At 71.3% G+C, this 12,309-nt stretch carries 12 protein-coding genes; 7 read left to right on the top strand and 5 right to left on the bottom strand.

Annotation, left to right across the window (positions count from 1 at the left end; all coding sequences use genetic code 11):
- Nucleotides 1-92 precede the first annotated feature (92 nt).
- Genes AB0G11_RS29750 through AB0G11_RS29760 form a run of 3 tightly spaced genes read left to right on the top strand, consistent with a single transcriptional unit; the run spans nucleotide 93 to nucleotide 3,450 of the window.
- Nucleotides 93-791, top strand: a complete 699-nt coding sequence (locus tag AB0G11_RS29750) for a succinate dehydrogenase cytochrome b subunit (RefSeq protein WP_308126070.1) — start codon at nucleotides 93-95, stop codon at nucleotides 789-791.
- On the top strand, nucleotides 788-2,713 hold the full coding sequence (locus tag AB0G11_RS29755; RefSeq protein WP_219511490.1) for a fumarate reductase/succinate dehydrogenase flavoprotein subunit: 1,926 nt from the start codon (nucleotides 788-790) through the stop codon (nucleotides 2,711-2,713). Before AB0G11_RS29750 ends, AB0G11_RS29755 begins: the two co-directional genes overlap by 4 nt.
- Entirely contained in the window at nucleotides 2,710-3,450 is a 741-nt protein-coding gene (locus AB0G11_RS29760) for a succinate dehydrogenase/fumarate reductase iron-sulfur subunit (RefSeq protein WP_219511491.1), read from the top strand. Before AB0G11_RS29755 ends, AB0G11_RS29760 begins: the two co-directional genes overlap by 4 nt.
- A gap of 15 nt (nucleotides 3,451-3,465) precedes the next feature.
- Here the strand turns inward: AB0G11_RS29760 and AB0G11_RS29765 are convergent, their stop codons facing one another.
- Nucleotides 3,466-4,410, bottom strand: coding sequence for a helix-turn-helix domain-containing protein (locus AB0G11_RS29765; RefSeq protein WP_219511493.1), 945 nt, complete (start codon nucleotides 4,408-4,410; stop codon nucleotides 3,466-3,468).
- A gap of 71 nt (nucleotides 4,411-4,481) precedes the next feature.
- Here AB0G11_RS29765 and AB0G11_RS29770 point away from each other — a divergent pair, with 71 nt between their 5' ends.
- On the top strand, nucleotides 4,482-5,372 hold the full coding sequence (locus AB0G11_RS29770) for an NAD-dependent epimerase (protein WP_357589912.1): 891 nt from the start codon (nucleotides 4,482-4,484) through the stop codon (nucleotides 5,370-5,372).
- 1,024 nt (nucleotides 5,373-6,396) lie between these two features.
- On the opposite strand, the gene AB0G11_RS29775 is transcribed toward AB0G11_RS29770, so the two are convergent.
- Entirely contained in the window at nucleotides 6,397-7,212 is an 816-nt protein-coding gene (locus AB0G11_RS29775; RefSeq protein WP_357589914.1) for an alpha/beta fold hydrolase, read from the bottom strand.
- Between the two features lie 104 nt (nucleotides 7,213-7,316).
- On the opposite strand from AB0G11_RS29775, the gene AB0G11_RS29780 reads away from it, so the two are divergent.
- On the top strand, nucleotides 7,317-7,721 hold the full coding sequence (locus AB0G11_RS29780) for a hypothetical protein (protein ID WP_357589916.1): 405 nt from the start codon (nucleotides 7,317-7,319) through the stop codon (nucleotides 7,719-7,721).
- On the opposite strand, the gene AB0G11_RS29785 is transcribed toward AB0G11_RS29780, so the two are convergent.
- Complete coding sequence (locus tag AB0G11_RS29785) at nucleotides 7,690-8,382, bottom strand: response regulator transcription factor (protein ID WP_219511501.1); 693 nt, start codon at nucleotides 8,380-8,382, stop codon at nucleotides 7,690-7,692. The genes AB0G11_RS29780 and AB0G11_RS29785 overlap by 32 nt on opposite strands.
- Nucleotides 8,379-9,482 (bottom strand): histidine kinase, encoded by a 1,104-nt coding sequence (locus tag AB0G11_RS29790; protein WP_219511503.1) that lies wholly within the window; start codon nucleotides 9,480-9,482, stop codon nucleotides 8,379-8,381. The genes AB0G11_RS29785 and AB0G11_RS29790 overlap by 4 nt, the downstream gene beginning before the upstream one ends.
- Before the next feature lie 86 nt (nucleotides 9,483-9,568).
- On the opposite strand from AB0G11_RS29790, the gene AB0G11_RS29795 reads away from it, so the two are divergent.
- Together AB0G11_RS29795 and AB0G11_RS29800 are read left to right on the top strand one after the other, a co-directional pair.
- Nucleotides 9,569-10,366 carry an ATP-binding cassette domain-containing protein gene (locus AB0G11_RS29795; RefSeq protein WP_219511505.1) on the top strand — a complete coding sequence of 266 codons (798 nt, stop codon included), beginning with the start codon at nucleotides 9,569-9,571 and terminating at the stop codon, nucleotides 10,364-10,366.
- Nucleotides 10,367-10,376: 10 nt separating this feature from the next.
- A complete protein-coding gene (locus tag AB0G11_RS29800; protein ID WP_357589918.1) occupies nucleotides 10,377-11,084 on the top strand; it encodes a hypothetical protein in 708 nt (235 codons plus the stop codon).
- Between the two features lie 287 nt (nucleotides 11,085-11,371).
- On the opposite strand, the gene AB0G11_RS29805 is transcribed toward AB0G11_RS29800, so the two are convergent.
- Nucleotides 11,372-12,202, bottom strand: coding sequence for an alpha/beta hydrolase (locus tag AB0G11_RS29805; protein ID WP_357590029.1), 831 nt, complete (start codon nucleotides 12,200-12,202; stop codon nucleotides 11,372-11,374).
- Nucleotides 12,203-12,309: the final 107 nt, after the last annotated feature.

Here is a 12,309-nt window from a genome sequence, read left to right on the forward strand (position 1 = left end):
GACGGATCATCGCTGGTTACCTAGCTTCAGAAGATGTGACAGCCACGATAGAGCGCGGCGCCGCCACCGCGCCCGTTACCTCCCCAGCACCCGTGAAGAAGCCAACGCGCAAGCGGCCCCGCGGGTTCCTCAGCTCGTCCAACGGCAAGAAAGCCGTCATGGCCGTCACCGGCGCCGTGATGGTGCTCTTCCTGATCGGCCACATGCTGGGCAACCTCAAGATCTTCATCAGCAAGGACTCCTTCAACGAGTACGCGCACGCCCTGCGCACGCTGCTGGAGCCGCTGCTGCCCTACCGGACGCTGCTGACGATCGTGGAGATCGCGCTCGTCCTGTCGGTCGTGCTGCACATGTGGGCCGCGATCTCGCTGTCGCGCCGGGCCCGCTCGGCCCGCCCGGTCAAGTACGTCGCCAAGAAGTCGCAGGCCACCGGCTACGCCACGCACATCATGCGGTTCGGCGGCCTGACGATCGCGCTGTTCGTCGTCTGGCATCTGCTCGACCTCACCTTCGGCGTCGTCAACCCCAAGGGCTTCGACTCCACCCCGGCCGACCGCATGATCGCCGGGTTCGACCCGTCCCGCTGGTGGGTCACGCTCATCTACCTCGTGGCCGTCGTCATGGTCGGCCTGCACCTGCGCCACGGCGTGTGGAGCGCCTTCCAGACGCTCGGCTGGGCCAACCGTGACCGCAACAAGGCGCTGCGCCTGAGCGCCGGCCTGCTGTCGGCCGTCCTGGTCGTCGGCTTCCTCGCCCCGCCGCTCGCCATCATGTTCGGAGTCGTGCAATGAAGTACACCGAGGGCCCGGAGATCCGGGACACCAAGGCGCCCGAGGGGCCCATCGAGGAGCGCTGGGAGAAGCGTAAGTTCAGCGCCAGGCTGGTCAACCCGGCCAACAAGCGCAAGCTCAACGTCATCGTGGTCGGCACCGGCCTGGCGGGCGGGTCCGCCGCCGCCACGCTCGGCGAGCTCGGCTACAACGTCAAGTCGTTCTGCTACCAGGACACGCCCCGGCGCGCCCACTCCATCGCGGCGCAGGGCGGCATCAACGCCGCCAAGAACTACCGGGGCGACGGCGACTCGATCTACCGGCTGTTCTACGACACCGTCAAGGGCGGCGACTTCCGCGCCCGCGAGTCGAACGTCTACCGCCTGGCCCAGGTCTCGGTGAACATCATCGACCAGGCCGTGGCCCAGGGCGTGCCGTTCGCCCGCGAGTACGGCGGCCTGCTCGACACCCGCTCGTTCGGCGGCGCGCAGGTGTCGCGTACGTTCTACGCGCGCGGCCAGACGGGCCAGCAGCTCCTGCTCGGCGCCTACCAGGCGCTGGAGCGGCAGATCGCCGCCGGCACCGTCGAGATGTTCACCCGGCACGAGATGCTCGACCTGATCGTCGCCGACGGCCGGGCGCGCGGCATCATCGTGCGCGACATGGTCACCGGCGAGATCGAGCGCCACACCGCCGACGCCGTCGTGCTCGCCACCGGCGGCTACGGCAACGTGTTCTTCCTGTCCACGAACGCCAAGGGCTGCAACACCACCGCCATCTGGCGGGCCCACGAGCGCGGCGCGTACTTCGCCAACCCCTGCTACACGCAGATCCACCCGACCTGCATCCCGGTCTCCGGCGAGTACCAGTCCAAGCTGACGCTCATGTCGGAGTCGCTGCGCAACGACGGCCGCGTCTGGGTGCCGCTGCGCAAGGACGACAAGCGCGCCCCCGGCGACATCCCCGAGGACGAGCGCGACTACTACCTGGAGCGGATCTACCCCGCTTTCGGCAACCTCGTCCCGCGTGACATCGCCTCCCGCGCCGCCAAGAACGTCTGCGACGAGGGCCGCGGCGTCGGCCCCGGCGGCCTCGGCGTCTACCTCGACTTCCGCGACGCGATCAACCGGCTCGGCCGCGACGCCGTCGAGAAGAAGTACGGCAACCTCTTCGAGATGTACGAGCGCATCACCGGCGAGAACCCGTACGACGTGCCGATGCGCATCTATCCGGCCGTCCACTACACGATGGGCGGGCTCTGGGTCGACTACGACCTGCAGTCGACGATTCCCGGCCTGTTCGTGATCGGCGAGGCGAACTTCTCCGACCACGGCGCCAACCGCCTCGGCGCGTCCGCGCTGATGCAGGGCCTGGCCGACGGCTACTTCGTGCTGCCGACCACGCTCGGCGACTACCTGGCGGACGGCCCGTTCGGCGAGGTCGACGAGGCGGCGGTCGCCGAGGCCGAGCTGAAGGTCCGCGACAGGATCGAGCGCCTGCTCGCCGTCAACGGCACCCGCACCCCCGACTCCTTCCACCGCGAGCTCGGCAGGCTCATGTGGGACTACTGCGGCATGGAGCGCACCGAGGAGTCGCTGCGCAAGGCCCTGGAGCGCATCCCCGAGCTGCGCAAGGAGTTCTGGGAGAACGTCAAGGTCTCCGGCACCGCCGAGGAGCTCAACCAGGTGCTGGAGAAGGCCGGCCGGGTGGCCGACTTCTTCGACCTGGCCGAGCTCATGTGCCTGGACGCGCTGGTGCGCACCGAGTCGTGCGGCGGCCACTTCCGCGCCGAGTCGCAGGACGCCGACGGCGAGGCCCTGCGTGACGACGAGGCCTTCGCGCACGTGTCGGCCTGGGAGCACTCGCCCGACGGCGAGCCGGTGCTGCACAAGGAACCGCTCGTGTACGAGTACGTCAAGATGACCCAGCGGAGTTACAAGTGAACCTGACCCTTCGCGTCTGGCGGCAGAGCGGCCCTTCCGACGCCGGCCGGATGGTGACATATCGGGTTGAGGAAGTCTCGCCGGACATGTCGTTCCTGGAGATGCTGGACGTCCTCAACGAGCGCCTCATCCTCGAAGGCGACGACCCGATCGCCTTCGACCACGACTGCCGCGAGGGCATCTGCGGCATGTGCGGCATGGTGATCAACGGCGTCGCCCACGGCGAGCAGCGCGCCACCACCACCTGCCAGCTGCACATGCGCCACTTCGAGGACAACGCCACCATCACCATCGAGCCGTGGCGCGCCGCGCCCTTCCCGGTGGTGAAGGACCTCGTCGTCGACCGCAGCGCCTTCGACCGCATCATCCAGGCGGGCGGCTTCGTCTCCGTCCCGGCCGGCTCCGCCCCCGACGCGCACAGCGTCCCGGTGCGCAAGGAGGACGCCGACGCCGCCTTCGACGCCGCCACCTGCATCGGCTGCGGCGCCTGCGTCGCCGCCTGCCCCAACGGGTCGGCGTCGCTGTTCACCGCGGCCAAGATCACCCACCTGAGCCTGCTGCCGCAGGGCCAGCCCGAGCGCCTGTCCCGCGCCAAGGCCATGGTGGACCAGATGGACGCCGAAGGCTTCGGCGGCTGCACGAACACCGGCGAGTGCACCGCGGTCTGCCCCAAGGGCATCCCGCTCGACACGATCGCCCAGATGAACACGGACTACCTGAAGGCGAACGCCAAGTAGCCGCCGCTTCCCGGCCTATCGTGCGTGCGTGAAGCTCGCGCGGTAGGCCGTCGGCGTGAGCCCCACCCGGTCGACCAGGTGCTTGCGGAGGGAGTCGGCGCTGCCCAGCCCGCTCTTCTCCGCCACCTGGTCCATCGGCAGCTCCGTCGTCTCCAGCAACTCCCTGGCCCGGTCGACCCGGCGGTGCAACAGCCACTGGAGCGGGCTCAACCCGGTCTCCGCGTGAAAACGCCTGGTCAGCGTACGGACACTGGTGCTGGCGTGCGCCGCCAGGTCGGCCAGCGTCAACGGCCGGTCCAGCCGCGCCAGCGCCCACGCCCGTGTCGGCGCCAGCGACGTGCCCCGCTCCGGAGGCAACGGCGTCTCGATGAACTGCGCCTGACCGCCGGGCCGCACCGGCGACACCACCGCCGCCCGCGCCGCCACGTTCGCCACCGCCGCCCCGAAGTCCAGCCTCACCAAGTGCAGGCACAGATCGATGGCGGCCGCCGCGCCCGCCGACGTGAAGATGCCGCCGTCCTCGACGAACAGCAGATCGGGCTGCACCTCCACCGACGGGAACCGGGCCGCCAGATCCCCGGCCAGCCCCCAGTGCGTGGTGGCCCGCCGCCCGTCCAGCAGCCCCGCCTGGGCCAGCACGAACGCGCCCGTACACAGGGACGCGATGCGCGCGCCCGCCCGCTCCGCCTTCCGCAGCGCCGCAAGCACCTCCGGCGGAGCCGGCTCACCGCCGCTGCCCACAGTGATCACCGTGTCGACGCCCGCCACCGCCTCCAGGCCGTCCGTCACCACGATGTCCGGCCCCCCGACGGTCGGCACCGCCCCCGGCCGCGCCGTGCAGATCCGCACGTCATAGTTCGGAACGCTGTTGAACACCATCAACGGGATCGACACATCGAAACTCAGCACCGGGGTCACGACCACGACGGCAATCCGGTGCCTGTCCTGAATTTCCGTCATGGCCAGATCCTCCGGATAGTTGGCATTCCGGCCACTAGGCTACGCCGCCGCCACCCGGAAGCGTGGTCGCCATGACTTTTCACGTGATCGTGGGCCGCGGCGCCGCCGCCTCGAAGACCGCACAACTGCTCGCCGAGGACGGCGAACGCGTGCGCATGATCAGCCGCGCCGGAGGCGGCCCCGAACATCCCCTCGTCGAGCGCATCGCCGCCGACGCCACCGACACCGACCGGCTCACCGAACTGGCCACCGGCGCCCGCACCCTCTTCACCACCGCCGCACCGCCCTACCACGCCTGGCCCGCCCAGTTCCCCGTCCTCGCCGCCTCCCTGCTCACCGCCGTCCGCCGCACCGGCGTCCCGTACGTGATGCTCGGCAACCTCTACGGCTACGGCCCCGTGCACGGCCCCATCCGGCCCGACTTCCCCCTGACGGCGACCGGGCCCAAGGGGCGCACCAGGGCGCGCATCTGGGAGGAAGCCGTCGCCTCGGGCGTCAAGGTGACCGAGGTGCGCGCCGCCCAGTTCTACGGCGCCGGCGCCTACTCCGTGTTCAGCCTCATGGTGCAGCGGCCCGTCCTCGAAGGCAGACTCGCCCTCGTCCCCCAGGAACTCGACGTCCCGCACAGCTACTCCGCCATCACCGACACCGCCCGCACGCTCATCGCCGCCGGACGCGACGAACACGCATACGGCCGCGCCTGGCACGTCCCCACCGCGACCCTGTCCGTCCGCGACCTCGCCGGCCGCCTCGCCCATCTCGCCGACGCCCCGACCCCCCGCCTGGAGCAGCTGACCGAGCGGGACCTCACCCTGCTGGCGCTCACCGACCCCTTCTGGGCCGAACTGCACGAAGTCCTCGCAAAGCCCGGCCACCCCTTCGTCATCGACCACACCGAAACGGAGAAGATCCTCGGCATCACCGCCACCCCTGTCGACACCGTCCTGAGCGACCTGCTCTAAGCCTCATCGAATGCCCGCCCCCAACCGCGCCCCACCGGTCGGTGCCCCACCGTGTCGCGCGCTGCCGGGTCGCGCGCGGTCGGTCCGTGCGTCGCCGGGCCGCGCACCACCGGGCCGCGCATCTTCCGGCCGCAGGCAGTCAGTCCGCACGTCGCCAGGCCAGCACCGTCGGGCACGCATGATCCGGTCGCGCACCGCCAGACCCCGCATCGTCTGGCCGCAGGCCCGTCAGACCGGCACCGTGGGGGCACGGACCGGTCGCGCACCACCCGCTTGAGCGCCGTCCGTGGGCGCACCCTCTGGCGGGCCACCGCTTGGCCACCGTGCCCTGTCCGCCCGTGCCCTGTCCGCCCGTGCCCTGTCCGCCCGTGCCCTGTCCGCCCGTGCCCTGTCCGCCCGTGCCCTGTCCGCCCGTGCCGTCCGTCCGCTCGCCGTCCGCTCGTGCCCCGTCCGTCCGTCCGCTCGCCGTCCGTCCACCCGGCGTCCGCTCGGGCGGCTGTCCGCCCGACGGCCGTCTGTCCGCCGTCCGTCCGCCGTCCGTCCGCCGTCCGTCAGATCGCCCCCACCGTTAGACCTCCCACCGTCAGGGCGCGCGCCGTCCCTCCGCCGTTCACCCGCTCCGCCGGGCCGCCATCCGCTGCCAGCTCACCTCAGGTCGGGCGCGGTCAGGTCGGGCGCGGTCAGGCGCGGTCAAGTCGGGCGGGGGGCAGGTTGGCCGAGGGCAGGTCGGTCGGGGGCGGGTCGGGCGGAGGCAGGTCGGGTGGAGGCGCGGACGCGGTCAGGGCGGACGCGGTGAGCCCCACCGTCTGGGTGCGGTCGTTCGGCTGGCGGGCTGGCGGGCTGCCATGGTGGCGGGGTGGCCGGGGGGTGCGGTGTGTCCTGTGGGTAGGACGGGGCGCCCCGCTCGCCCGATCGTCTTGGGCACTGGGCAACCCGCCAGCCCGGACGCCGCTGGGGTGGCCCGCGCCTCCCTCATGCGTTGGGCGGCGGGAGGCGGTGGGTGTCTGCGCCGGTCCGTGGGGTTTCACGTGAGGAAGTCCGACAGGACGGGGGCGAGCTTGTGCGGGGCCATCATGACGGCTCCGTGGTTGAGGCCGGCGAGCGTGCGGTGCTCGGCGTGCGGCAGCACCTCCGCAAGCGCCCGGGCCGCGTCGTGGAACCCGGCGGGGCTCTTGCTCCCGGTCAGCACCAGCGTGGGCGCGACGGCTCCCGCCCATGCGGCTGCATCCAGAGGCCGCCCCTGCTGAGTGTCGCCCATCACCGCGATGTCGTACGGCAGCGTGGGCGCGAACTTCTTGAGCGTGGACCACACGCCCGGCATCAGCCGCATCATGGCGACCATGAACGACGGCATCCCCTGCGCCCGGGTCATGAAGTGCTTGACGGCATCCCCAGGCCGGTCGGCGGCCAGCAGGGCGTCGATCTCCTGGGCGAACCCGGCCGGTGGCGCGAACCCGTCGCCCGTCACCGCGAACGGCGGCTCGTACAGGGCCAGGCGGTCGACGTTGAGGCCCGCGGCGGCGGCACGCAGGGCGAGCACCGCGCCGGAGGAGCTGCCCAACAGCGACGCCGAGCCGCCCGCATGATGGATGAGCGCGGCCACGTCCTCGATCTCGCGCTCCACGGTGTAGGCGGACCCGTCGCCGCTCGCGCCCCGCCCCCGCCGGTCGTAGTTGATCACGGTGAAGCGCGGTGCGAGCAGGCGGGCGAGCTTGGCCGCGTCCTTGCGGTCGGCCAGCGCAGAGGCGACCAGGATGACGGCGGGACCGGTGCCGAGCTGCTCGAAGGCGATCGGGGTGCCGTCGCGGGAGATCACGGTCGTGGTCGTGGTGGTGCGCATGGGGTGTTGCTCCGTTTCTGTCACGTTCTCGACCGTGTGACGGGTGCCGGGACAAAAAGGAATCGGTCCTCCTGGTAAGGGCGTGAGTGGGTACGTTCGAGCGCGTGACCCTCCAAGACAGGCCGCCCGCGCAGGTCGTCGCCGCGGCGGTGATGTTCGAGTTGGGCGTGTTGGTCGTGCTCGTCTCCGCGGTGGTCGGGATCTTCCAAGGTTTCTGGCCGCTCGTCCTGCTCGCCGCGATGGCCTCCTTCGCCGGTGTTTCGGCGGCGCAAGGGCTGTGGCGCGGCTGGCGGGGCTCACGGATCTTCCTGATGCTGGTGGGCGGGTTGCTGGTGCCGGCGGGGCTGTCCGTGCATGAGTCGTCGTCGGGGCCGTACGTACCGGGCTATGGGCTTTTCGGTCTCTTCGTCGCTGCCTATGGGGTGGTGATGGCCGTGCTGCTCGTCGTGCCGGGATCGTCGCGGGCCTGGTTCGCCGTCAGACCAGCCCCGCCTCGTACGCCGCGATGACCAGGTGGATGCGGCTGCGCGCGTCCAGCTTGGTGAGCAGATGACTGACATGCGTCTTCACCGTGCTGAGGCTGAGGTAGAGCTGTCCGGCGATCTCGGCGTTGGACAGCCCCTTCGCGACCAGGACGAGCACCTCGCGCTCCCGCTCGGTGATGGCCAGCGGCGGAGGCGGCGCCGGACGCCGGATCCGCTCGGCGGCACGCGACACCAGGCTCCGGCTCCGCTCCACGGCGGGCGGCGCGGAGCTCACGAACTGCTGGATCAACCGCCGGGTGGCGGTCGGCGCCAGCAGCGACTCGCCTGACGCGATCACCTCGATGGCCTTGAGCAGCTCGGCCGCCGGGGTGTGCTTGAGCATGAAGCCCGCGGCTCCGGCGCGCAGCGCCCCGTAGACGTACTCGTCCAGGTCGAACGTGGTCACGATGAGCACGCGGGTCTCCGGGCGGGCGGCGCAGATGAGGCGGGTGGCCTCGATCCCGTCCATCACCGGCATGCGTACGTCCATCAGGACCAGATCGGGACGGTCCCGCTCGGCGAGCCGCACCGCCTCCGCACCCGTCGCGGCCTCACCGATCGCCACACATCCGGGCGCACTGTCGACCAGCAGGCGGAAGCTGCCCCTGATCTGCGGTTGGTCGTCGGCCACCAGCACTCGTGTCACTGAGGCAACCTCGCCATCACCCGGAATCCGCCCGGCGCGTGGGCGCCCGCCGCGAACTCGCCGCCGAAGACGCGCACCCGCTCGCGCAACCCCGTCAGCCCGTGCCCGTAAGGCCGCACCGGCCCGTGGCGGCCGTCGTCGACGACCTCCACGACCAGCCCGCCCTCCTGCCGCTGGATCCGGACGTCGACGTGCTGGGCGTCGGCATGCCTGACCACGTTGGTCAGCGCCTCCTGCACGATCCGGTAGACCGTCAGCTCCATTTCTCCGTTCACCTTGCCGTCGATCGCCAAGTCCACTTCCAGCCCGGTCGCCTCGGCCCGCCTCACCAGCACGCCGAGATCGGCCAGGCCGGGAACGGGGGCGAGCTCCGCCCCGTCGTCGTCGCGCAGCACGCCGAGCAGCCTTCCGGTCTCGCGCAGCGCGGACCGGCTGGTCTCCTCGATCGAATGCAGCGCCCGGCTCATCTCGCCCTCGATGCCCACGTGGCCCGCCACGCCCGCCTGGACGGCGATCGTGCTGAGGCTGTGGCCGACGACGTCGTGTAACTCCCTGGCGATGCGCAGCCGCTCCTCCGCGGCTTGGGCCCGGGCGCGCTGCTCGGCGTGCTGGGTCAGCCGCTCGGTGTAGACCCGGCGCTGGCGCACGGTCGTGCCGACGGCCCAGGAGGCGACCAGGATCGCCGCCACCAGGGCTAGTTGCTCCAGCACCGTGTCGGTCACCGGCAGCTCGGCCACGCCCTGCCAGCCCACGGCGACGGCCGCCACGAGGGGGACCGCGGCCCGGTGGCGTGCCGCCACCGTGTAAAGGGCGAGGGGCAGGCACAGCAGGTCGGCGTGCGGGAGCAGGAACTCTCGCATGCCGAGCCCCGCCGCCAGCACCACCAGGAACACCGCCCGCGGCCAGAGCCGCCGGACCGCGATCGGCAAGGTCGTCGCCAGAGCCGCCGCATAGTCGAACGCGTCGGGCGCCACGCTGCCGCGTGACGAGGCGAGCCCCACGAAGGCGGCCGCGAAGAACACGGCGACGCCTGCGTCGAGGCACAGCCAGGCCCGCTCGGGGACCCGGCTCAACAGCGGGGGACGGAGGTCTTCGCGCACGGAACGAAGGTAACCGGGGCGGCGGGGCCGAACATCGGTCTCAGGACCGATGTGGAAAACCCTCGTTCCGGCCGATCGTGGAGCACGTGATCGAAGTGAACGGGCTCACCCGGCGTTTCAAACAGACCCTGGCCGTGGACGACCTCACCTTCGTGGTGCCGTCGGGCAGGATCACCGGCTTCCTCGGCTCCAACGGCGCCGGGAAGACCACGACCATGCGGCTGATCCTCGGCCTCGACCGGCCCACCGCCGGTCAAGCCACCGTCGGCGGCAGACCGTACCGAAGCTTGGAACGGCCGCTCACCCACGTCGGCGCGCTGCTGGACGCGACGGCGGTGCAGGGCGGGCGGCGCGCCGAGCAGCACCTGCGCTGGCTGGCGGCCTCCAACGGGCTCTCCGCACGGCGCGTGGGAGGGCTGCTCGACCTCGTCGGCCTCAGCGACGCGGCCGGCAAACGGATCGGCGGCTTCTCCCTCGGCATGAAACAGCGGCTGGGCATCGCCGCGGCGCTGCTCGGCGATCCCGGCACGCTCCTGCTCGACGAGCCGGTCAACGGGCTCGACCCCGAGGGCATCCGCTGGACGCGGCAGTTGCTGAGGTCGCTGGCCGCCGAAGGCCGCACGGTCCTCGTGTCGAGCCACCTGATGAGCGAGATGGCGCTGACGGCGGACCATCTGATCGTCATCGGGCGCGGCAGGCTGCTCGCCGACGCGCCGATCGCCGAGCTGGTCCGGCCGGGGACGTCGTTGGAGGACGTGTTCATGGACCTTGTCTCGGAGGGCCGGGAGGAGGCTCCGGAGCGGGACGAGGGAGCTCGGGAGCGACGTGGGGCAGTTCAGGACATGAGGCATTCGGGGGTGCGCGGTGGACACGGTCAACGCTGAATGGATCAAGTTGCGGACCCTGCGTTCGACCTGGTGGACGATGGGGATCGCGGTGTTCGTCGCGCTCGTGCTCACCGCGCTGGGCGCCGGCGCCGTCATCTCGCGCTGGGACCCCGGTCACGCCCCTGACCAGGCCGCCATGGGCATCGTGGTGGCCGTGTACGTGGGCGTCATCCTGGCCCAGCTCCCGCTCGGGATGCTCGGTGTGATGACGATCAGCGGCGAGCACGCGTCCGGCATGATCGACGCCACGCATGTCGCCACGCCCGCAAGGTCGCGGGTCCTGCTGGCCAAGGCTGTGGTGCTGGCCGGCGCAGCGGTCGTCGCCTCGCTGCTCATCGCGGTTCCCGGCTATCTGTACGGGCGCGTGGTGGCCGCCGAGTTCAACCCGTCGGCACTGCCGGGGGAGGCGTGGCCGGTGATCGCCGGCGGCACCCTCATGATCGTGGCGACCACCCTGCTGGGGCTGGCGCTGGGCGCCCTCCTGCGTAACGGGGCGGCGGCGATGGCGGCGCTGATGGCGATCATCCTGTTGGTGCCGTTCGTGGCCCGCATGCTGCCCGGGGGCGAGTGGGGCAACTACTTATTGCCGACCTATCCGGCACTGCAGCTCATCGGGCAGGTGCCGGCCATCATGCCGGGATGGGTGGCTTTCACGGTGCTCGGCTGCTGGGCGGTCATCCCGCTGGGCATCGCGGCCCTCACCGGACGGCGCTGAACGGGCTGCGCGCCGGGTCCCGTCCCCGGTCAGGGAAGCGCGTGCGCGTGCGGACCTTGTGAAGGGGCCGTGCGGGCGTGCTGTGGACCTGCTGTGGGGCGCCTGGGGGCCTGCTGCGGGCCCCTGCTGTGGGCCTGGGGGGCTGCTGTGGGCCTGGGGAGTGCCGGTTGCGCTGTGGGGAGTGCCGGTTGTGCTGTGGAAGGTCCGGTTGTGCTGCGGGAAAGGGCTGCATGGGCCGTCCCGGCCTCCCCTGGAGTTGCTCACGGGAGGCCGGGACTGGGTGTGCGTCAGTGGGGGCAGGTGTCGCGGTATTCCTCGATGGCCGTGCCGCTCGGTGGCGGGCAGAGGAAGCGTTCGTAGCGGGTGTCGTCGTCGACGAACCTCTTCAGCCAGGCGACCATCGACTTGGCCATCGTGGTGTTCGTGGTCTGCGGGAAGAAGTGGCTGGCGTTGTTGAGCTCCAGATACGCCTTCTCCGACGAGGAGGGGATGCTCTCGTAGAACGGCTGGGAGTGGGTGGTGACCGAGGCGACGGAGTCGCTCTCGCCGCCGATGATCAGCGTCGGGACGCGTACGCCGGACCAGTTCTTGGTCAGGTTCCACGGCGCGAGCGGGACCGCGGCCTGCAGTGTGGGGCGGTCGTCGGCGGCTTCGAGGGAGCCGCCGCCGCCCATGGAGTGGCCGGCCACGGCCAGGCGGGAGCCGTCGATGCGGCTGCGGATGGCGAGCGGGCTGTCCTCGACCAGCCAGTCGAGGGCGGCCAGGAGCTGGCGGCCGCGGCTGGCGGGCTGGTCGTAGCGGGAGTTGGTCTCGATGCCGATGACCACGAAGCCGTGCGAGGCGATGCGCGGGCCGAGCCAGTCGAGGCTGGACCAGGAGGCGGTGTAGCCGGGGGAGATGGCGATCGCGCCGAACGTGCCCTGGCTGGTGTCGTTCGGGTAGTAGACCTCTCCGCCGCCGAACCCGCTCACGCTGAGGGAGGAGACCGACTGGTCGGAGGTGGAGAAGGGGCCGCGGAGCGCTTCGAGGATGGCGTCGGTGGGGTCGGGGCCGCGCTCGTACGGGCTGGCGGCATGCGCGGGCAGCGCGATGGTTCCGCATGCCAGGGTCGCGGCCATGGCGATCTTCGCGATGGTCCTCGCTGGGGATGACGACATGTCGGGAACTCCAGGTTCTCGGGGGGTGCGACGTCGTCATTTTCAAACGGGGGTGAAGGGGATGCATC

This window comes from Nonomuraea sp. NPDC023979, from assembly GCF_040639085.1.
GTDB classification, from domain to species: Bacteria; Actinomycetota; Actinomycetes; order Streptosporangiales; family Streptosporangiaceae; genus Nonomuraea; species Nonomuraea ceibae.

Bases quoted from the DNA above. Each gene is read 5' to 3' on its own strand.
- AB0G11_RS29755 (WP_219511490.1), top strand. From the start codon at position 788: ATGAAGTACACCGAGGGCCCGGAGATCCGGGACACCAAGGCGCCCGAG.
- AB0G11_RS29765 (WP_219511493.1), bottom strand. From the start codon at position 4,410: ATGACGGAAATTCAGGACAGGCACCGGATTGCCGTCGTGGTCGTGACC.
- AB0G11_RS29770 (WP_357589912.1), top strand. From the start codon at position 4,482: ATGACTTTTCACGTGATCGTGGGCCGCGGCGCCGCCGCCTCGAAGACC.
- AB0G11_RS29775 (WP_357589914.1), bottom strand. From the start codon at position 7,212: ATGCGCACCACCACGACCACGACCGTGATCTCCCGCGACGGCACCCCG.
- AB0G11_RS29805 (WP_357590029.1), bottom strand. From the start codon at position 12,202: ATGGCCGCGACCCTGGCATGCGGAACCATCGCGCTGCCCGCGCATGCC.